The 19,649-nt window shown below is 58.9% G+C and carries 17 protein-coding genes; 6 read left to right on the forward strand and 11 right to left on the reverse strand.

Annotated features, from left to right (window positions below):
- Positions 1-196: 196 nt before the first annotated feature.
- Entirely contained in the window at positions 197-994 is a 798-nt protein-coding gene (locus AB4Z52_RS16710; RefSeq protein ID WP_442219049.1) for a metallophosphoesterase, read from the reverse strand.
- A 926-nt stretch (positions 995-1,920) separates the two neighbouring features.
- Between AB4Z52_RS16710 and AB4Z52_RS16715 the strand changes: the two genes are divergently transcribed.
- From AB4Z52_RS16715 to AB4Z52_RS16725, 3 genes are all read left to right on the forward strand, one after another.
- Entirely contained in the window at positions 1,921-2,190 is a 270-nt protein-coding gene (locus AB4Z52_RS16715) for a cyclase (protein WP_442219050.1), read from the forward strand.
- Positions 2,191-2,285: 95 nt separating this feature from the next.
- The gene (locus AB4Z52_RS16720) at positions 2,286-4,067 is read left to right on the forward strand and encodes an adenylate/guanylate cyclase domain-containing protein (RefSeq protein ID WP_442219051.1); all 1,782 of its coding nucleotides are present in this window, start codon (positions 2,286-2,288) and stop codon (positions 4,065-4,067) included.
- 434 nt (positions 4,068-4,501) lie between these two features.
- Entirely contained in the window at positions 4,502-5,275 is a 774-nt protein-coding gene (locus AB4Z52_RS16725; RefSeq protein WP_442219052.1) for an adenylate/guanylate cyclase domain-containing protein, read from the forward strand.
- Here the strand turns inward: AB4Z52_RS16725 and AB4Z52_RS16730 are convergent.
- Together AB4Z52_RS16730 and AB4Z52_RS16735 are read right to left on the reverse strand one after the other, a co-directional pair.
- Complete coding sequence (locus tag AB4Z52_RS16730; protein WP_442219053.1) at positions 5,265-6,314, reverse strand: MBL fold metallo-hydrolase; 1,050 nt, start codon at positions 6,312-6,314, stop codon at positions 5,265-5,267. The two genes, AB4Z52_RS16725 and AB4Z52_RS16730, sit on opposite strands and share 11 nt — an antisense overlap.
- Before the next feature lie 115 nt (positions 6,315-6,429).
- Positions 6,430-7,095 carry a peroxiredoxin gene (locus AB4Z52_RS16735; RefSeq protein ID WP_442219054.1) on the reverse strand — a complete coding sequence of 222 codons (666 nt, stop codon included), beginning with the start codon at positions 7,093-7,095 and terminating at the stop codon, positions 6,430-6,432.
- A gap of 136 nt (positions 7,096-7,231) precedes the next feature.
- Here AB4Z52_RS16735 and AB4Z52_RS16740 point away from each other — a divergent pair, with 136 nt between their 5' ends.
- The 3 genes from AB4Z52_RS16740 to AB4Z52_RS16750 all read left to right on the forward strand — a co-directional run bounded on the left by AB4Z52_RS16740 (position 7,232) and on the right by AB4Z52_RS16750 (position 11,891).
- Positions 7,232-8,953, forward strand: coding sequence for a BTAD domain-containing putative transcriptional regulator (locus AB4Z52_RS16740; RefSeq protein ID WP_442219055.1), 1,722 nt, complete (start codon positions 7,232-7,234; stop codon positions 8,951-8,953).
- A 272-nt stretch (positions 8,954-9,225) separates the two neighbouring features.
- Entirely contained in the window at positions 9,226-11,562 is a 2,337-nt protein-coding gene (locus tag AB4Z52_RS16745) for a methyl-accepting chemotaxis protein (RefSeq protein ID WP_442219056.1), read from the forward strand.
- Between the two features lie 140 nt (positions 11,563-11,702).
- A complete protein-coding gene (locus AB4Z52_RS16750; protein WP_442219057.1) occupies positions 11,703-11,891 on the forward strand; it encodes a helix-turn-helix domain-containing protein in 189 nt (62 codons plus the stop codon).
- 15 nt (positions 11,892-11,906) lie between these two features.
- On the opposite strand, the gene AB4Z52_RS16755 is transcribed toward AB4Z52_RS16750, so the two are convergent.
- The 8 genes from AB4Z52_RS16755 to AB4Z52_RS16790 form a co-directional block, all read right to left on the reverse strand.
- On the reverse strand, positions 11,907-12,716 hold the full coding sequence (locus AB4Z52_RS16755) for a sulfite exporter TauE/SafE family protein (protein WP_442219058.1): 810 nt from the start codon (positions 12,714-12,716) through the stop codon (positions 11,907-11,909).
- A 484-nt stretch (positions 12,717-13,200) separates the two neighbouring features.
- The gene (locus AB4Z52_RS16760) at positions 13,201-14,022 is read right to left on the reverse strand and encodes an IclR family transcriptional regulator (protein WP_442219059.1); all 822 of its coding nucleotides are present in this window, start codon (positions 14,020-14,022) and stop codon (positions 13,201-13,203) included.
- A gap of 42 nt (positions 14,023-14,064) precedes the next feature.
- Entirely contained in the window at positions 14,065-14,448 is a 384-nt protein-coding gene (locus AB4Z52_RS16765; protein ID WP_442219060.1) for a RidA family protein, read from the reverse strand.
- A 17-nt stretch (positions 14,449-14,465) separates the two neighbouring features.
- On the reverse strand, positions 14,466-15,236 hold the full coding sequence (locus AB4Z52_RS16770) for an amino acid ABC transporter ATP-binding protein (protein WP_442219061.1): 771 nt from the start codon (positions 15,234-15,236) through the stop codon (positions 14,466-14,468).
- An 11-nt stretch (positions 15,237-15,247) separates the two neighbouring features.
- Entirely contained in the window at positions 15,248-15,910 is a 663-nt protein-coding gene (locus AB4Z52_RS16775) for an amino acid ABC transporter permease (protein WP_442219062.1), read from the reverse strand.
- A 5-nt stretch (positions 15,911-15,915) separates the two neighbouring features.
- A complete protein-coding gene (locus AB4Z52_RS16780) occupies positions 15,916-16,578 on the reverse strand; it encodes an amino acid ABC transporter permease (protein ID WP_442219063.1) in 663 nt (220 codons plus the stop codon).
- Positions 16,579-16,641: 63 nt separating this feature from the next.
- Positions 16,642-17,487 carry a transporter substrate-binding domain-containing protein gene (locus tag AB4Z52_RS16785; RefSeq protein ID WP_442219064.1) on the reverse strand — a complete coding sequence of 282 codons (846 nt, stop codon included), beginning with the start codon at positions 17,485-17,487 and terminating at the stop codon, positions 16,642-16,644.
- A gap of 487 nt (positions 17,488-17,974) precedes the next feature.
- On the reverse strand, positions 17,975-19,558 hold the full coding sequence (locus tag AB4Z52_RS16790; protein ID WP_442219065.1) for a Na+/H+ antiporter: 1,584 nt from the start codon (positions 19,556-19,558) through the stop codon (positions 17,975-17,977).
- Positions 19,559-19,649: the final 91 nt, after the last annotated feature.

The raw sequence follows: 19,649 nt of genomic DNA on the forward strand, positions 1-19,649 counted from the left end.
ACCCCCGACATGTGGCTTTTGCCGAAGTCGTCGCGGCTCGCAGGGGCGGCATCGCAGGGGTAGGAGCAGTCATCGCAAACGCCTACAAGGCCACCGGCAGTCTCATAGGAGAGCTGCAGATCACTCTCGACAAGCTGTTTCTTGAGGTCGTGACTTTGGGTGCGCGCCAGGACTGGTGTATTGGCACCGACAGCGCCTATCTAAAAAGGCCAAGTGTTTCTGCCTCTGACCAAGGACCAAAGCGCAATGGTAGGATTTCCTGCACGTCGATGCCTCTTTTGCCCTGAGCGGTTGCAATGAACGAAATGTCACCGTTCGGGCGAATGTGAGCTGCTGTCAAGCGCCCGGATTCGTATGCGCCGGTGTCGATGGCAATTCGGTTGGGATATACCTCCGGCTTGTACGAATCTGTCACGGAGTGGCCGTGGATGACGACCTTTCCGAAATCGTAATCGGAATAGAGAAATTCATCTCTGATCCATGTCAGATCGCGCGGATTTTGATCTTCGAGCGCGACGCCTGGACGAAGTCCGGCGTGAACGAGAATGTAGGGGCCGACTTCCACGTACTTCCTCGCGTTTCGCAACGCGGTCAGGTGAGTTTTGTCAATCTTGTCGCGCAGGGACGTCAAAATGTACTCATCGAGCGGAATTTTGTAGGACCTTATCGTCGCGAGGCCACCAGCCCTCATCATCCAGGAGTTTAGCAGCAGCATCTGATTTATTTCGTCGGGTTCATCCAGAATTCGCAAAATGAATTCGTCGTGGTTGCCAAGGATGAGTTCAGTATTGCGATACTTGGCCATCATGCTGAGGATGAAGTCCAACGCGCCGCGGCTCGTGGGGCCTTTGTCGAAGATGTCCCCCAGAAAGACAAACCTTGCATCGAAACCTTGGTGGGTGCTTCGGACCATGCAATTGGCAACCAAAGCAACGAGCAAGTCTTCTCTTCCGTGGACATCGCCGATGGCAAAGACATGGGTGTCGCCGGTCATGAACGCTCTCCTGTTGGAGAGCGTTTTTTCACTGGCAGATGATCGAGTCTTGATCAAAAGCAAAGACTTGGCAACAGCGTTTGCAAGCGTTTACGCAAGCGCATAAGCTTTTAACGATCTGATCTGAATTTGGCCATAAAACCAACCCGGGACTGGTCAGGATCCGGGGGAGCTGTTCGCGAATGTCGTCGTGTGCCGGAGCCGCACGTTCCTGCCCATTCGGGACGGGCGCTTGCGTCTGGCCAGGTTACGGCGCGATGAGATCGAATTCCTCCAAGGCGTCATGGTGGTCGCTTGCGACGATCGCAATGGTAAGGAACTCGCGCGTCGAACCGAAGATCTATGAAACGCGCAAGACCTGAAGTTCATGTTCAGCGTCCGTTCCGATTCTTCGCCTTGCCCAATAAAATTGCTCGGCTTCGAGCTCACTCAAGGCAATCATGTCGGCGAACCGATACGACGCTGACCGGGATATCCGCCGCGTTCAAGTTCGAAGCATCGATTTCCGGCCAAGTCCGCCGCTGCTTGCCGAGGTGATAGTCGTCCTACCTGTGGTGGCCGCAAAGCCATTGGGTCTGGCCCATGTCTACGCGGTTGCCGAACCAAGTGGTTCGTCGCGAGCTTGATGAACTATGATCTACGCAACGTAATTCGCCACGTTGCCAAGTGGCTTTCGTGATATAGTCCCCCATGGGCTTGGAGGAGCCGTCAACGGACAAGTTCAACAACTGGCGTTTGAGCGGAAGTCCCTTTCATGCCCTGCCATACTGACGAGGAGCGAGCGTCGAAGAGGGTGGTCTGCGTGGCCATCGAATTGGGTCCGGCTTGTTACCAGGCTTCGGCTGCCGCCCGTCGATGGCAAGAGCCTGATCCATCTCGCACCAAACGTCAGCATGGCAATTGGAAACGCTACAAGGGAGGATGAGATGACAACTTTATTCGTGAGACACGCTGTCTCGGACTACAACAGCTGGCGTAAGGTCTACAACTCGTTTTCTGCGATCCAGAAGGCGAACGGGGTAACGGCAGAGGCAGTGTATCAAGCCGTCGATAACCCCAACGACGTCACCGTGACCCACGAATTCGCCACGCTGGAGGCGGCTCAGGCCTTCACCAGATTGGAAGAGTTGGGCAAGGCGATGCAAAGCGGAGGAGTGGTCGGGACACCGACGGTCTGGTTCACACACAAAGTGTAACGTCGCGGCGGCGCCTGTTAGGTCCATTCAGGGCCCGATATGACCGCACCGGTTCAAGGCGGGGCGCTCCTCGGGCTGTACCAAGGGAGGACGGCATGAGCGAGACGCGGAAAATTGCGGCGATCCTGGTCGCGGATGTGGTTGGCTACAGCCGTCTCGCCGGCGCGGACGAGGATCGCATCTTGGCGCGACTGCGGACGCTGCGCAGCGATCTGATCGATCCGACCATTGCCGTGCACAACGGTCGCGTGGTCAAGCGCACCGGAGACGGAAGCCTCATCGAGTTCCGCAGTGTCGTGGATGCCGTGCGCTGCGCCATCGAAGTGCAGAACGGCATGGTCGAGCGCAATGCCGGCCTGCCGCCCGAACGCCGCATCGAGTTCCGCGTCGGCATCCATCTTGGCGACGTGGTCGAGGAGACCGACGGCGACCTGATGGGCGACGGCGTCAATATCGCTGCACGCCTCGAAGGGATTTGCGAACCTGGCAGTATCTGTCTCTCAGAGCAGGCCTACTGGCAGGTCAAGGCAAGGCTCGATCTTGCGATCAACGATCGCGGCGCAGTGCAACTCAAGAACATCGCCGATCCGGTCCGGGTCTATTCGCTGCAGGTCGGCGTCCCCGCCCGTGCGAAGCCGGCGGCACCGGCGCAACCTGGTGCACCGGACAATCCTTCGATGCGGCTTGCGCTGCCCAACAAGCCTTCGATAGCAGTCTTGCCGTTCCAGAATATGAGCGGCGAAGCTGAGCAGGAGTATTTCGCCGACGGCATCGTCGAGGACATCATCACCGGGCTGTCGCGGATCAAATGGCTGTTCGTGATCGCGCGCAATTCCAGCTTCGTTTATAAGGGAAAGGCCGTGGATATCCGCCAAGTCGGTCAGGAACTCGGCGTGCGCTACGTTTTGGAGGGTGGCGTGCGCAAGGCGGGCAATCGGTTGCGCATCACCGCCCAGCTCATCGAGGCAGAGACAGGGGCGCACCTGTGGGCCGACAGATATGATGGCGCGTTGGAGGATGTTTTCGATCTGCAGGACCAAATTACCGACAAGGTGGTCGGTATCGTCGAGCCAAGTTTGCAGCGGTCGGAGATCGAGCGCTCGCGACGAAAGCGTCCGGAAAATCTCGACGCCTACGACCTGTACCTGCGCGCGGTTCCTCATATGGCAACCGTAATGCCGGCAGACGCCAAGATCGCAGCCGAGCTTCTCGAGGATGCGCTGAGGCTTGAGCCGAACTACGCCGCGGCCCATGCGCGGCTTGCCTGGTGCCATGAGATTTTCTTCACGCGCGCGGGATGCAATGCAGCCGACAAAGTCGCCGGGGTCGAGCACGCGCGTGCAGTGATTGCAAGCGGCACCGATGACGCGACGGCGTTGGCAATCGCTGCGTTTGCGATGACCATGCTGAGCAAGGATCACGAGGCAGCATTAGGCGCTGTCGAGCGCGCCCTGTCGCTTAACGCCTCGTGCGCCACGGCGCTGTATTTCGGCGCGATCATCTACGCTTTCGCCGGCCAACCCGCCGCAGCGGTCTCCAACGCCAATCGTGCGCTGCGATTGAGCCCGTTCGATCCAATGGCTTATGTAGCCCATGCGTCACTTGGGTCGGCCGCCGTCCAGGAGATGCGCTATGACGAGGCGGCATCGCACTTTGCCAAGGCTGTTCAGGCGAATCCCCGCTTCAGCACACTTTATTTCTTTCAGGCTGCTTCGCTGGCGCTTGCCGGACGCCAGGAAGAGGCGCTGTCGATTGCGCAACAGCTACTGGAACTCGAACCAGGATTTCGGCTCCGCTTATTCTTCGAAGTTGGTATGGCGCGAGCAGTGGCCGACAGGCTTTCAGAAGGCGCACGCATGCTGGGATTGCCCGAATAGCTTGGTGGGGCGTCGATTTCGGACGCCAGGCCACCGTTGTCGACAAGCGACAAATCGATATGCGGAACTGATGCACCCTGGCCTTCGACGCCTCGCACCGGACGCTCTAGGTTTGGCGCATTTTGGCCGCCTCTCGTGGTCGCGGGTTCGCTCATTGCGGACATGCTCACCAATGCGTGTCTTGCTTCCTCTGGGGCGAGGGCGCTTGGGTTAGCTGCCCGCAACGCCGCAGCCTCCAATACCCCAAAGCGCTTCAGCGACGCCGCAACGCGACTGCAAAGTCGCCTGGTCGAGGCGGCGGTAGAGATGTGATAGAACAGGCCGCTTCGCCATCAGCGCATGGAATATTTCGCGAGTTGCCAAAGGCAGAAGAATATCGGAAGCTCGTTTCTATGCGGCGATAGGGTCTGATCGGCCGATACAGATTGCGGAACATGAAAACTGCCTCACCCATTGTGCCCGACAATCACAGCAGTTCGACGATCTGTCGGGGTTGTTGGGATCAGATGCGCATGCCCATCCCGATCCGTGGCCCGCTCGCCCTGCCGTTTCGCGTATTCGGCATCACCCGCAGCAAGATGAATCCGGATATCTGCACAATTTGCGAACGTGCCTTCCACTACGTCAAAAAGCAGCGTCAAGTCACCGCCGTCGCAACCATTCTGTTTGCCGACATCAGGGGTTTCACGGACCTGTCCGAGCGCATCGAGGCGGTCAAATTGAGTAGGATCGTCAGTCTGTTCCAGGATAGCTGCGCACAGGCGATCTGGGCTCACGACGGCATTGTCAATAAACAAATGGGCGATGGCCTGATGGCAATCTTCAATTTTCCGATCGTTAGAAAGGATCACGCCGGTGCGGCGATCATGGCCGCGCTGGACATACAGCGGGCCTGTACCGCCGCGCTGAACGGGTTGAATGCCGATATCGACGGATTGCCGGACCGCATGCTCGGCGTCGGTGTCGGCATCCATACCGGCGATGTCCAGATCGGTGAGTTTTCCAGCTTTCGCAGCGATTTCACGGCAATCGGCGGTGTGGTCAATCTGGCTGCGCGGCTCGAATCCCAGGCGGCGGCTGGCGAGATTCTCGTATCGGCCGAGACGGCCGCTCAGGCTCCAAGCCTTACGGCCGGAACCGAATTGCGTCCGCTTATGCTCAAGGGCATAGAACAACAGGTGCAGGCAAGGGTGCTGATCAAGAGCTGACCTGCTGTTCCACCGGACCGCCGGCTTTCTTCCAGGCGTCGATCCCACCTTCGATGTGTCCGGAGGTCTTCAAACCGGCATCCTGCGCGGCTTGCACCGCCATTGCCGAGCGTTCGCCAAAAGCGCAATAGAAAATGATCTGTTTGCCAGCAGCGACGGCCAATGCGTGCAGAATGCCGCCGGCGTCAAGATTCTCCTGAAGGGCGGGATAGGGTGCATGGAGCGAACCTGGAATGATGCCGTGCCGCTCGCGCTCGCTTTTCTCGCGTAAGTCGACAAGCGTCACGTCGGTGCGCCCCTGCAGGAAGAGCGCCTGCCTTGCCGATACCGCCCACCCCTTGCCGGCGATTTCATCTTGGTGAAGGCCGATGTGCACATTGGCTGGCACAGCCACGTCCATCATTTTCGGGTTGGGCAGGTGCAGATTGTTCATCAGGTCGACATATTCGTCGATCGACTTCACCTGCAAACGCGGGTTGAAACGCTTCTCTTCGCCGATGGTGGAGACGGTGTCGCCCTTGTAGTCATGCGCAGGGTAGAGCAGCGTCTCGTCGGGCAGGCGCATCAGCTTGTTGAATATTGAATCATATTGCGCTCGAGGATCGCCGTTCTGGAAATCCGTGCGCCCGGTTCCGCGGATCAGCAGCGTGTCGCCGGTGAAGATGCGACCGCCCATCAGGTATGAATAGGAATCGTCGGTGTGGCCGGGCGTGTAAAGCACATCAAGGCTTAGGCCCTCGATCGTAACGCGATCGCCCTCCGAGACCCGCATGGCGACGACATCCGCCTTGGTCTGTTCGCCCATGACTGTTATGCAGTGTGTGTGGTCACGCAGCGCGCCAAGACCAGTGATATGATCGGCGTGGAGATGGGTGTCGACTGCCTTGACCAGTTTCAGGTCCAACTCGCGGATGAGCTGCAGGTAGCGGTCGACCTTTTCGAGGACCGGGTCGATGATCAATGCCTCACCGCCGGTCCGGCTGGCGAGGAGATAGGTGTAGGTGCCTGAGACACTATCGAACAACTGTCGGAAGATCATCGTTTGCTCCTTCGTCTACCAATTTGCTCCGGCCGAGCGCCCACGAAAGCGACAGCAGCCATCGCGTCTGGAGATCGGGTGGGGACAGACTGTCTGTCCCCACCCGGTTAGCCTTTCAGGTCAAAATGGGCTGTGGCACGATACGGATATAGGGCTTGGGTTCCTTCCAACCCTGGGGGTAGAGCTGCTTGGCTTCGTCGTTCGAGACGGAGCCGGCAATGATGACGTCATCGCCCGGTTTCCAGTTGACCGGCGTGGCAAGGCGATGCTTGGCGGTCAGTTGAAGAGAATCGATAACCCTGAGCACCTCGTCGAAGTTCCGACCAGTGGTCATGGGATAGGAGATCACGAGCTTGATCTTCTTGTCCGGCCCAATGACATAGACGTTGCGGACGGTCTGGTTGTCTGCGGCCGTGCGACCTTCGGAACTATCACCGGTGGCGGCCGGTAGCATGTCGTAGAGCTTAGACACGGCAAGTGTCGGATCGCCGATCATGGGGAAGTTCGGCGCGAAGCCCTGGGTTTCAGCAATGTCCTTGGCCCAGCCTGCGTGCTTGTCGACCGGATCAACAGACAGGCCGATAATCTTGACACCGCGTTTATCGAATTCGGGCTTCAGGCGCGCCATATAGCCCAGTTCCGTGGTGCACACAGGGGTATAGTCCTTGGGGTGCGAGAACAGAATGCCCCAGGACTTGCCCAGCCACTCGTGGAACGAAACCGGTCCTTCGGTGGTCTGGGCCATGAAATCGGGGGCGACGTCGTTAATTCTCAGTGACATGATTGATCCCTTCCTTGTTGAGTGCAACTATGGAGACACAATACGAGTTCACCGTTCCGCGAGCGTTCCCCGACAAGTCTTTTGTTGTGGCGAGCCGGTTGCCCGGGGGAACTTGATGTTTCGGTAGGAGCTTGTTTTGAAGATACACATTCAGCTTCTCGGACACTTTACCGTCCAAATCGATGGTCGCGAAATTCCCGCGGCGGCATGGAAGCGGGATCGTGCCGCAGCGATTGTCAAATTTCTTGCAATATCGCCGGAGCACAGGATTCACCGCGAAAAAGCCATGGAAGCCTTTTGGCCGGATCTTGAGATAGAACCGGCGGGTGCAAATCTTCGCAAGGCAATCCACTTTGCGCGACGCGCGGTGGATATGCACGATATTATCATGGTTGATAAGGAGATTGTCGGCTTTTCTTCGCACATCGAATTCGAGACAGATGTGCAACAATTCGAAGCGGCGGCCAAGCTCGCACTTCGAAGCAAAGATCTTGCTGAATGCGAAAAGGCCGCCGAGATATATGGTGGCGCTCTATTGCCAGATGACCGTTTTCTGGAATGGCTTGACGCGCCGCGATCCCGACTTCAACGTTTGTTTACCGACGTGCTGCGAACGGGCAAGCTTTGGCGGCATCTGATCGCACTCGACCCGACGGATGAGGAGGCCCAATGTGCTTTGATGCAGGCCGCGCTGGATGCAGGCAATCGAACCGAAGCCATCCGGCAATTCGATCAACTCCGCGAGCGACTCCATGCCGAACTCGGGGTTGGGCCGAGCAAAGCCGCCATCGAACTCTACGAGCGCGCGCTTTCCCTCTCAGGTGTCGAGCCCGCAGCACCGGCCGAGCGCATTCGCGCCTCCCTGGCCTGGGCATTGGTGCATTTGCAAAGCGGCGAATTCGACAAGGCCGCTGAGCTCGCCCGCGAGACGCGTTCGCAAGCGCTCGATGCTGGTTTGGGACGTGAAGTCGGTGAGGCCGGTGCCATCCTGGGACTGACTGCGCACATGCAGGGCCGCTGGCCGGAGCTGTTCCGCAGCGAATTTACGGAGTGGGCGCGCAGTGGGGGCAGTTTCGTTCCGGCCGTTTTCGACGGGCATCTATGCCTTGCGGAGTTTTGTCTGTGTGACGCCAAGGGCCACGGCGCAATCGCCCTGTCTGCACAAGAATTGCTGGTCGTCGCTGAGGATGCGCAGTCTGTGGCCGGCAGAGGATTGGCGTGCTTGATCCTTGGTGAGATTGCCCGATGTGCGGGAAAGCTCGATGAGGCGGAGACGTTGCTAACGCAGGCAGAACATCTGCACACCGAAGTCAATGCGTTGTCGGGGCGCGTTCTTGTTCTGGAGCGGCTGGCGGAGATTGCATTGGCGCGGGGCCAGAAATGGCGCGCTGGCCGGCTGATTCAAAGAGCATTTGCCGATGCCACCCGGTCGTGGCTATCAAGCCACCTGTTGTCGAGGCTGCAGGCATTGGCCGTGAGGGCGGCCACGACCAAGGACAAGATCGCAGAGGCCATTCTGGCAGGCGATCGGCTGCTAACACCTGGAGCCTGCCAACCCTGCTCGATGGCGCTTCGCACTGCATCCGCAGTCGCGCTGGCGCAGGCCGGAAATCTGGAGCAGGTCGATCGACGCCTCAACGATGCCGAACGCATTGCCGGTATGTGGCAGGGCGGACCATGGGCCGCTGCTCTATGGGAGGCACGCGGGGTACAGAGGCAGGCTCAGGCAAACAGTATTCGGGCTTTGGCAGCCTTCTCAGAGGCCGCTGCCCGCTATGAGGATCTGGGCAGACCCTTGGACCAGGCACGCTGCGTGAGCCGCATGGCCGACGCGATGCCGGAGCACTTGCCGCGATAGTGGGGTGGTACCCGTGTTGCGGCCATTTGCGTGCCCCCGGGAAATCACGGATTTGCAAAAACTTACTTTTCCTGGCGAGCAACGACTGTCCGCTTACAAAGGAGACGCTGGGTCATTCTCGTTTTAGTCACGCAATGGCAACCTTTTCACATCGTCGTCTTGCAGGCTTTTTCTCCCCGTGCGCGACAAGAGCAATATCATTAAGCAGTTATTATGCGACGTTCGGTATTTTTAGGGTGCATTCCAATATCGGCTCTTTTGGTGAAAAATCGATGCTTTCAATTCGTAACGTTCTCGTCACGGTATTCGTGCTGATCAGCTTGGCGCTCAGCGCCGTTGTTAGCAAATCCCTCTACCAGTCCTACGTCGGCTACAGGACGTTCAAAGAAGTGTCGAACCGCACAGCCGTGGACAAGGCGCTGTTTACCATTCTCCTGAACTACCGATTGGAGCGGGGCCACAGCGTTACGGTCCTGACTGCTGCGGCAGACACTGCAAAGAGCACGCTTGAGATGGTTCCAGTGGATCGCACCAAGGTGGATGTTGGCGTCGCCGATCTCATTGCCGCGACCGCATTCGTTGACGATTCGCAGCTTTCACCGCTGCTGGATAAGATCAAAAGCACTTACGATAGCAATATGGCGCTGCGCCAGGAGGTTGACCGCCAGTTGGGATTGCCACTTGAGGCGCGCGACAAGGCGGTCAGCGACAGGCTGATGTCGTTCGGCGGCGGCTTTCTTGGCGATCTTGAAGCGGCCTCGAATGTCACTGAGGCTGGCATTCGCTCGCTCGACAACTCCCTGATGGACCTCGTTCAAATCCGTGCCAATGCTTGGGCGACCCGGGCTTCGGTCGGCGCTGCGGCCCTCGTCATCAACAAGGCGACTGCCATTGGTAAGCCGCTGTCGCAAGCAGAGATCCTGGAGATGACGTCCAGTTTGGGCCGCTCAGCATTTGCATGGTCCCAGGTCAAGACCCTAGTCAATCATCCAAAGACTGCCGACGCATTGAAGGCAGCGTTTGCAAATGCCGAGGCGACCTATTTCACCGGTGCGTTTGCCGACATGCGCGATGCGATCGTCAAGAGCGTGTCGGGCGGCGGCGTGGCCGGCGTTAGTCTGGACGATTGGCAAGTCGGAAGTACAAAGGGTCAGGCGAGCATTGCCGACGTCGCATTGCTGGCAATGGTGGTTTTGAACGACACGGCTAATGATCTGGCATCGGCCGCTTTGCAGGGAGTTATTGCCTATAGCGCACTCCTGATCGGAGCATTGGTGATGGGGTTGGCTGGGTTGGTTATAGTGGTTCGCCGCGTCGTCGGTCCGATTGGATCCCTCACGCTTTCCATGCAGAAGCTGGCGCAAGGCGATTGTGATCTGGTCATTCCCTTTGTCGAACGCAACGACGAAGTGGGCGATATGGCTATTTCGCTTGAGGTCTTCCGTCAGGCGGCGATTCGCAACAAAGAGCTGGAAACAGATGCGCAGGAGAACCGCGTTGCCGCTGAGCGGGAGCGGATCGACACGCAGCGACGGGCAGAAGCGGAGGCCGACGCGCGGCTATCACAGGCGACTGCCTCGCTTGCGGCCGGCCTGAAGCGCTTGGCGTCCGGAGATATGCTGTGCGAGATCGAAGCGCCACTTGCGCCGCAGTTCGAGACACTGCGCCATGATTTCAATGTATCCGTACGCCAGTTGCGCGAGGCGCTGCAGAGCGTCGAGGGATCGGTGTCGACAGTCAGCAGTGGTGCACGCGAGATTTCTGCTGCTTCCGACCATCTGTCGCGCCGCACGGAGCAACAGGCAGCCTCGCTCGAAGAAACCGCAGCTGCCCTGGAAGAGATCACCGCCAATGTCGTTTCCACGTCCAAGCGCACCGCCGAGGCGCGCGACGTTGTGCGTGAGGCGCGCGTCCGCGCTGATCGCTCTGGCGCTGTCGTGCGCAACGCGGTGACGGCCATGGAGCGCATCGAACAGTCTTCGCGCCAGATCGGCCAGATCATTGGAGCCATCGACGAGATTGCGTTCCAGACCAATCTTCTCGCACTCAATGCCGGTGTCGAAGCCGCAAGAGCGGGCGAAGCAGGCAAGGGTTTTGCTGTCGTCGCTCAGGAGGTACGCGAACTTGCTCAGCGGTCTGCGAGTGCGGCAAAGGAAATCAAAACGCTGATCGGCAATTCTGCGGCAGCCGTCGGCGAAGGTGTCAAACTGGTCAGCGAAACCGGCGAGGGACTTGGCGAAATCGAAGGCCTTGTCCAGACGGTGAACGTGCATATGGACGCGATTGCGACCGCAGCCCAGGAGCAGTCAGCCGGGCTTGCGGAGGTCAATACCGCCGTTAATCACATGGACCAGGCGACGCAGCAGAATGCGGCGATGGTGGAAGAAATGAACGCGTCAGGTGCCGGTCTTGCGCAGGAGAGCGTTAGTCTCGAAAGCCTGCTCGGCAACTTTCGACTTGGAACTCATCAGGCCTCGAGCCTGCGTCAGACGGCAACCCGCCTGCGGGCGCCGGCTGCACCCGTGCACTCGCAAGTGCGAACTCCGGTCGCGATGTCCCGGCGCTCAGCTGCAACCTCCGCCGCTGCCGAAAGCTGGGAAGAGTTCTGAGCGCCGCCTGTCGGATCTCTAGTCAAGACTGAGTTGTTTATTCGAGACAGGCCTGCGCCCCGGCTGGGATGGCGGGCGGAAAAACCCCGATCATCCGTCTATGCGGAATTTGCCACCAACGGCGCATCGGAAATCGAGCAATGACCCACCGGCGGGCTGCTCTGCAGACGCTGCCCTTAGGCGAGACGATCGCCAAGGCGCTGTCGATCGCGCCCAAGTCCGCACGCCGGATTGTTCAGGAGCTAGGTCTTCGCAAGCTCACGGGGAGGGGCGCCTCAACTCGGCCGTCGCGCCCTCCTATTCCAAGAATGTCTTGGGACAATAGATAGCGCTTGCGGTCACCATTAGCCGGAGATGAGCTTCCAGCCGACGATGACGAGGATGGCGGCAAGGACCATCCGGATGACGCGCTCGTGCAGTCGCGGCGCCAAGAGACAGCCGACGACGATGCCGGGGATCGAGCCGACAAGCAGGGCAAAGAGCATCATCCAGTCGATGCTGCCGATTGCCCAATAACCCATGCCGCCGATTAGTGTCAGCGGCACGGCGTGGGCGATATCGGAGCCGACGATCTCGCGAACGTCGAGGCGTGGATAGAGCACCAGCAGCACCGTGACGCCGAGCGCGCCAGCGCCGACCGAGGTCATGGTGACCAGGACGCCAAGGACGAGCCCGAGCAGCAGCGTCAGGCCGCCGACGGTGCGCGGGCTCATTGCGTCACGGTCGCCGCGTCGCCGACGCGCTGCGGCCAACACAACCAGCAGCTGGCCGCGAAAAACCAGCATCGTCGCAGTCAATAGCAGCAAACAGCCGAGCGACAGCGTGATTGCGTGGGCGACCGAGACGCTGCTGCGATCGACGCCAGCCATGATCCACAGCATTAGAAGCGCTGCAGGAACGCTGCCGGCTGCGAGCGTAGCGACGATCTTCCAGTTGACGCGGCCGTGCCTCCCGTGGACAGCCGTGCCCGCCGTCTTGGTGATTGCCGCATAGAGCAGGTCGGTTCCAACTGCCGTCACCGGATGGACGCCGAAGAGCAGCACCAGCAGCGGCGTCATCAGCGAGCCGCCTCCGACGCCGGTAATTCCGACCAGCATACCGACGACCAATCCAGACAGGGAATAGAGTGGCTGGAACGAGGCCAATGAACTCAATGCCTCGGTCTCCGCTTGCGACCGGACGGGTATTGGCCGATAAAAAATGATCTCACGTCATTGCCTAAACAAGATAATTTGCGTTCGTCAGGATTCATATGAACCAGAAAAATATCGTCAAGGCAAACAAACACAGGCGATCAGATCGCCCGTCAGGAAGCCTGCCAAGCCTGCAGCTGGGAGAGAGGCGTTACCGCCGCGCCAAAAACAACATTGAGGACGCGCTCGTCGGCCGCTACCAACGTTTGGGGGCGGTTCGAAACCGAAAAGCCTCAAACGCAGCCGGATGAAAGGTCAGTGGCAGATCATTAGGCACTACTGACACCACCCGTTCATCGGGCTGGTCTCGGCCTTGAAGGTCTCCAAGATCGCAATAGACAAGCGAGCCGATGCGCTTCTTGCAGAACTAAAATAACACAGCCACGAAGGAGCCGTAGGGCGGATATGCCGCGCCGGGCGCCCTTATGACTTTGAAATCGTGGCATTACATTTCGGATCGCTGCATCAATCGTACCGCAGGGGTATTCGAGCCAGCGGTGTATCCGAGCTTTTCTGAAAGCTCGGACGCTGCTTCCAGCAAACGGCTGAGATAACCGTCCCGATTTTTGATCCCGTCTTCCTTCGGCGTTACCAGGCATAGGGTGGCGATGCACACAGGACCCGGCCCGAAGATCGGTACTGCCAGGCAATGGGTGAAACTGTCGACGATGCTGTTGAAGGTGAAGAAGCCATCCTTGTCCGCCTGTCGCACCTGCCGGATGAATTCGGCAGGTGCAAGTACCGAACCGTCCGGAAGCGCAAAGTCCTCAGGCGGTATCAAATCGATGATTTCCTGGTCGCTCATATGCGTCACCAGCAGACGACCGGACGCCGTCCACGGAATTGCCACCGGTTCACCGACATTTGTCGAGATCCGGAACGGACGCATCCCCTCCTTCATCAAGGCGACGAGATATTTGTCGCCTTCAAGCAGGCACATCTGCGCGGTCTCGCGGGTCTCCTCGGCAATCCTTGCAAGCAGCCGGTCGCATTCCCGCATGAGATCGAATTGCTCGGCATAGGCCGCGCCGAGAAAATAGAGCTTGCGACCGAGAAAGACCCGGCCGTCGTCGCCGCGATATTCGAGCACGCCTTGCCGGATCAGCAGGTTGACGAGTTCATAGACCGAAGAACGCGGCGCGCCAATATGCTGGGCGATCTCGTTCGGCCGCATGGGCTGACGCCGATGCCGGAGAAATTCGAGTATCTCAAAGGCTCGGTCGAGACCGCGCGCTCTCCGGCTTATCGTGTCGAGGGCTTCATCCATGCGTTTCCATTTCTCGAGCATCACGCAACAATGCGTGAGGCGTCACCTTTCCTTGTAGGCGATACAGTCCACTTCCACCTTGCAATCGACCATCATCCGCGACTGCACGCAAGCGCGTGCCGGAGGATTTGCACCGAAGTACTCGGCGTAGACACCATTGAAACTCCAGAAGTCGCGCGGGTCGTCGAGCCAGACCCCGACGCGGACGACATCTTCGAGACCGTAACCAGCCTCATGCAGGATCGCGATCAGATTTTCAATTGCCTTGCGGCTTTCGGCCACGATGCCACCACCAACGACCTCGCCGGTTTCCATGGCAATCTGGCCCGAAACGTAAAGCCAGCCATTGGCCTCGACCGCGCGTGCAAACGGCAATGCTTGCCTGCCGGCGCCCGTTTCTCCCGTGCCGTAGCGCTTGATTGTCAAAGTATCACTCCCGATTTCTAGTTGAAGGTTGAGGTCTTGAGAAATTCTGCAAGCCGCTCCGTCTGGGGCTTGACGAACATGACCTTCGGATCACCCTGTTCGCCAATGCGCCCCTGGTTCATGAAGATGACGCGGGTGGACACCTCATAGGCAAAGCGCATCTCATGGGTGACGAGCAGCATGCTCATTCCATCCTGCGCAAGGTTCTTGATCACCTGGAGCACCTCGTTGACGAGCTCCGGATCGAGGGCCGACGTGACTTCGTCGAACAGCATCAACTTCGGGTTCATCGCGATCGCTCGGGCAATGGCCACGCGCTGCTGCTGGCCGCCGGACAGCTGGCCGGGGAAATGGTCCATCCGGGCGGAAAGACCGACCCGGTCCAGCCATTTCTCGGCGACCGATCGTGCCTCGGCGCGCTCCATCTTCTTGACCTTCATCAGGCCGAGCATGACGTTGTTGGCTGCCGTCATGTGCGGAAAGAGGTTGAACTGCTGGAAGGCCATGCCGGTCATGGCCCGCTGGCGAGCGATATCCTTTTCCTTCTTGCGGCGGCGAACCCCGCCGATGGTCTCATAGCCGATCGGTTCGCCGTCGATGCTGATCGATCCGCCCTGGAATTCCTCCAGCATATTGATGCATCGCAGCATCGTCGTCTTGCCGGAACCGCTCGAGCCGATGATGCTGATCACCTCGCCCTGGCGCATGCTGCAATCGACGCCTTTGAGGACTTCGACGGGGCCGAAGCTCTTGTGGAGATCGCGTATTTCAAGGAGTGCGTTGGGCATCGCTGTGAGCCTCACGATGAAATGGCGGTCTTGCGCTCGACGTAGCGGCCGAAGCGTTCGATGCCATAATTGATGACAAAATAGAGGAAGCCCGCGAAGAAGTAGAATTCGAGGCTGAGGAAGCTGCGAGATATGACTTCCTGTGTTCTAAGCAGCAGTTCCGCGACGCCGATGATCGACAGCAGCGTTGAAGCCTTGACCATCTCGGCCGCGGTATTGACCCAGGCGGGCAAGGCATGGCGAAGCGCCTGGGGGCCAAGCACGTAGGCAAAGGTCTGCGGAAAGGTAAGGCCGATTGCCTTGGCCGCTTCCGTCTGCCCTTGGGGTATCGCCTGAAGCGCTCCGCGCACAAGTTCGCCGACATGCGAGCTGCAAAAGACCGACAGCGCAAGAACGCCTGCCTGGAATGGGCCGAGGTCGATGCCGATTGTGCTCAGGACATAGTAACTGGCAAGGACCAGAACCAGAACCGGCGTGCCGCGGATGAAATCCGTGTAGGCGCGGACGAACAATCGCAAGACTGCCCCGCCATAGGTCAGCGCCAATCCGACGAATACCCCCAAAAACGTGCCGATGACGATCGACAGAAACGAGATGGAAATCGTGGCGCCGAGGCCCTTCAATAGCGGGATACGTGCAAGCCAGGCCTGGTCGAGAAAATGGGAGATTTCCATGGCGCTCACCTCGGTATCGATAGGCGCCGCTCGGCAAGACGCAACAGCGCGGCGAGCAGGGAACAGGTGACAACGTAAAGGCCGCTCGTGACCATCCAGGTCTCGATGACGCGGAAGGTTTCGACATTGATCTTGCGCGCTTCGAAGGTCAGTTCCGGTACTGCGATGGCGGCGGCAAGCGAGGTGTCCTTGAAGAGCGAGATAAAGGTCGAGCTCAGCGACGGAAGCACATTGCGGATCATGATCGGCATGGTGATCGAGGTGCGTATCTGCGCCTCTGTCAGCCCAATGGCGAGACCCGCCTCGCGCAGGCCCGGCGCCACGGAGAGAAGCCCGCCACGAAAGACTTCGGCCAGATAGGCGCCGGAATAGACGGCGAGCGTCACGATGAAGCTTTCGATTTTGCCAAGGCGAAGACCGAGTTGCGGCATGGCGAAAAATGTGAAGAGCACCAGGACCAGGATTGGCGTGTTCCGGATGATCGTCACATAAATCTGCGCCGGGCTGCGAAGCAAGGCAGCCTTCGAGACCAAAGCGAAGGCCGCGAAAAGGCCAATGATACAGCCGGCGAGGATCGCCGCAAGCGCAAGTCCGAGGCTCAGTGCCAGACCTTCCAGAAGAAGGTCGAAACTGCGCCAGACCGCAGAGAAGTTCAATGCATAGCCCATATAAGCCGTCCGTCAGATGAGGCGCGAATGGTCCGGGGCAAACCCGGACCATTGTGCGGAGACTTACTTATATTCGACCGGGAAGCCGATCTGCGGTGGTGCGAGATCCTTGCCGAACCATGTTTTGTAGGACTTGGCATAGAAGTCGAACTCGACGCCGGTCATGGCCTCGTGAAGAGCCGTGTTGACGAAATTCAGCCAGTCCTGATCGCCGCGCTTGACGCCGCATGCATAGGTCTGGGGGTTCCAGCCATAGCCGGCATCCTTGTAGCGGCCGGGGTTCTGCGTCATGTACCAGGCAAGCGACGACTGGTCTGTGGCGGCAGCAGCGGAACGGCCGGATTCGAGCGCCTGGTAAATCAGGTCGACGGAATCATACTGGTCGACCTTCGCCTCTGGCAGGGCGGCATGCACCATGGTTTCGGCATAGACGTTCTGCAGCACCGAAATCGTCACGGCGGAGCCGGCAGCCTTGAGCGCTGCGTAATCGGCATATTGGCCGTCGGCCTTCAGCATCAATCCCACGCCCTCGCGATAATAGGGGATCGTGAAGGCAATCTGCTGCGCACGTTCGCCGGTCACGGTCATGAACTGGCAGGTGATATCCACCTTGTTGGTGGTGATGTTCGGAATGCGCGCATCGGAAGACTGGTTGACGAATTCGATCTTGTCGGGGTCACCGAACAGTGCCTTGGCAATGATGTGTCCCATGTCGATATCGAAGCCCTGAAGCTTGTCGTCGGCACTTTTGAAGTGCCAGGGCGCATTGGTGCTGCCGGTGCCAAGAACCAGATGGCCGCGAGCGAGCACTTCGTCAAGTTTGCTTGGAGTTTGGGCTGCCGCCGGCAAGGCGAACAGAGAGAGGGCGAAGGAAGCGGCGAGCGCCGCCTTGAAGAGATTGATTGTCATGACGTTCCCCTGATGGCTCGGATTTTTGCCGATTAATCCGTTATAATGGACACGTGTCTTTAATAGCGGATTTTGATATCAAAATCCCGTTGCCGCGAATTGTCAAGGGTGCGCCATCAGCTTCTGCCGCCAACAGCGGAAATTCGGGGTGATTTGGCGCGACGCCTCTTAATTGCTTGAACGATCGGGCGAGCTTGCGGCCAAGGCGGCGGCGCCTGCCGGAGGTGCGCCACACAGCTGGCACGTCAGGCTCAACATTGACGGATTGAAACCGCCTCCGGCGGCATTCAGATCTGGTTGCGCTTCAGTTTGCGAAAGATCGTCTAGAGATGCCGACCGAGTTGCCTGGCGATCTCACCAAACGGCAACTTGAGTTCCTTCAGTTGAAACAGACGGACGATCGGACGGGGTGAGCTGCGAATAGAACGAATATTCGAGCTCATACCCCGAGAAGCGTTTCTGCCGCCAGGTGACGGCTTGAAAGCCATCAGGATTTTGCAGAAATCGCGCTCAGCTCTTCGAGATCAAGGTCTCGTTCCAGTTCGTGCAGCGTTTCGTCGTCAATATCGCCAGCGCGGTGAAGCCGTATGAGTTCACGGCGACCAGTCGCGACCGCCTCCAAAACAACATCGAAATGGGCGTGGAGCATCGGCGTGTAGTGGTCCGTGCGCTCGGCATAATCGGCAATCTTCTCGGCTCTGACCTGATAACGGTTCAGCAATTGTGGGTGAACAAGATTACCGTCGCTGTCGTAGGCCAGCGTTTGAATGGTCGCCCATTGCGCCTGGGCCATGGCGGCTTCGGCCTGGCTCATGGTGAAGCGCGCCTTGCCCGCTTCTGGCTCAGTCAACCGCGCCCACCCAATCAAGCGGCCCAGCGTGGTACCTTGCAAAAGCACGGTTCCAAGAATGATGGCAAACGAAGTCACCAGGATGAAGTCGCGGCCAGGGAAGCTTTCAGGCACGCTTAGCGCCAACGCAAGCGTGACCACGCCGCGCACACCCGCCCAACTCAGCACGGTTGCGCCGCGCAATCCAAGCGGCGTGTATCGATCAAGCCCGATGAGATTGCATAGCCTGATGACGAAGTCAGATCCGAACGCCCAGGCAAAGCGCGCCAGAGTGAGCGCGATCAGGATCATGAGTATCGGCAATCCCATCGTTGCGAGGACAACGTCGATGCCGCCTCCGCGTTCAACGACCCCTCGCAAGGACAAGCCAATCAATATGAAAACCGTGGCTTCCATCAGAAATACGATGACGGTCCAGAATGACGAACCGCGCATGCGTATTGAAGCTGACAGGACGGTATGCTGGTGCCAGCTCATGATCAGACCGGTGGTTACGGCAGCGATGACACCCGAAACATGGATCCGTTCGCCGAGCAGATAGGAAATCCATGCCAGGAGAGTGGTGGCAGCGATGATCAGATATTCGTCACCTAGCCGACGCACGAACAGGACCCATGCTGTACCGACGGCGATGCCGACGACGGCACCGCCGAATGCCAGCAGGAAGAAGCTTTCCACCGCATCCACGGTGCTGAAGGCGCCAGTTACTCCAGCGGCGATGGCGAAGCGGAAGAGCACCAGACCGCTTGCGTCATTGAGCAGGCTTTCGCCCTCCAGCAGGATTTGAAGACGTCGGGGCAGCTTGACGCGCTCGAGCACCGCCCGAGCGGAAACGGCGTCAGGTGGCGAAACGATCGCTCCAAGTGCCACGCAAGCTGCCCAGGGAAGCGACGGGAATAACAGGTGGGTCACCACGGCCACGATGGCGCAAGTGAAGAAAACCGCGCCGATGGCCAGCGAAGCGATCCCGATCATATGGCGGCGCAAGCGACCAAAAGCGATGGACCAGGCGCCGTCGAAAAGCAGAGGCGGCAGGAAGATGACCAGCACCAAGGCTGGATCAATTTCGATAGTCGGCAAGCCCGGCAAGAAGGCAAGCGCGCCGCCACCGGCCAGCAGCGCCACGGATGGTGGCATTGCGAACCTGTGAGCGGCGTAGTGAAGTGCGATGATCGCTACAAACATGACGATCACCAACTCGAATAAATGCGTTGATTCCATACGCCAGCCCTGAATGTCGTGTCTTTTGATCGAGCCTATTAAAAAGTTTGTCTTGTCGGAATGCAATCGCGCAAGCGGCCGTCGCTCCATG

This window comes from Rhizobium sp. 2YAF20 (genome assembly GCF_052114685.1).
Classification (GTDB): domain Bacteria; phylum Pseudomonadota; class Alphaproteobacteria; order Rhizobiales; family Rhizobiaceae; genus Rhizobium.

Excerpts from the sequence above, each read along its gene's own strand:
- AB4Z52_RS16710 (WP_442219049.1), bottom strand. The coding sequence starts at position 994 with ATGACCGGCGACACCCATGTCTTTGCCATCGGCGATGTCCACGGAAGA.
- AB4Z52_RS16715 (WP_442219050.1), top strand. The coding sequence starts at position 1,921 with ATGACAACTTTATTCGTGAGACACGCTGTCTCGGACTACAACAGCTGG.
- AB4Z52_RS16720 (WP_442219051.1), top strand. The coding sequence starts at position 2,286 with ATGAGCGAGACGCGGAAAATTGCGGCGATCCTGGTCGCGGATGTGGTT.
- AB4Z52_RS16725 (WP_442219052.1), top strand. The coding sequence starts at position 4,502 with ATGAAAACTGCCTCACCCATTGTGCCCGACAATCACAGCAGTTCGACG.
- AB4Z52_RS16730 (WP_442219053.1), bottom strand. The coding sequence starts at position 6,314 with ATGATCTTCCGACAGTTGTTCGATAGTGTCTCAGGCACCTACACCTAT.
- AB4Z52_RS16735 (WP_442219054.1), bottom strand. The coding sequence starts at position 7,095 with ATGTCACTGAGAATTAACGACGTCGCCCCCGATTTCATGGCCCAGACC.
- AB4Z52_RS16745 (WP_442219056.1), top strand. The coding sequence starts at position 9,226 with ATGCTTTCAATTCGTAACGTTCTCGTCACGGTATTCGTGCTGATCAGC.
- AB4Z52_RS16750 (WP_442219057.1), top strand. The coding sequence starts at position 11,703 with ATGACCCACCGGCGGGCTGCTCTGCAGACGCTGCCCTTAGGCGAGACG.
- AB4Z52_RS16760 (WP_442219059.1), bottom strand. The coding sequence starts at position 14,022 with ATGGATGAAGCCCTCGACACGATAAGCCGGAGAGCGCGCGGTCTCGAC.
- AB4Z52_RS16770 (WP_442219061.1), bottom strand. The coding sequence starts at position 15,236 with ATGCCCAACGCACTCCTTGAAATACGCGATCTCCACAAGAGCTTCGGC.
- AB4Z52_RS16775 (WP_442219062.1), bottom strand. The coding sequence starts at position 15,910 with ATGGAAATCTCCCATTTTCTCGACCAGGCCTGGCTTGCACGTATCCCG.
- AB4Z52_RS16780 (WP_442219063.1), bottom strand. The coding sequence starts at position 16,578 with ATGGGCTATGCATTGAACTTCTCTGCGGTCTGGCGCAGTTTCGACCTT.
- AB4Z52_RS16785 (WP_442219064.1), bottom strand. The coding sequence starts at position 17,487 with ATGACAATCAATCTCTTCAAGGCGGCGCTCGCCGCTTCCTTCGCCCTC.
- AB4Z52_RS16790 (WP_442219065.1), bottom strand. The coding sequence starts at position 19,558 with ATGGAATCAACGCATTTATTCGAGTTGGTGATCGTCATGTTTGTAGCG.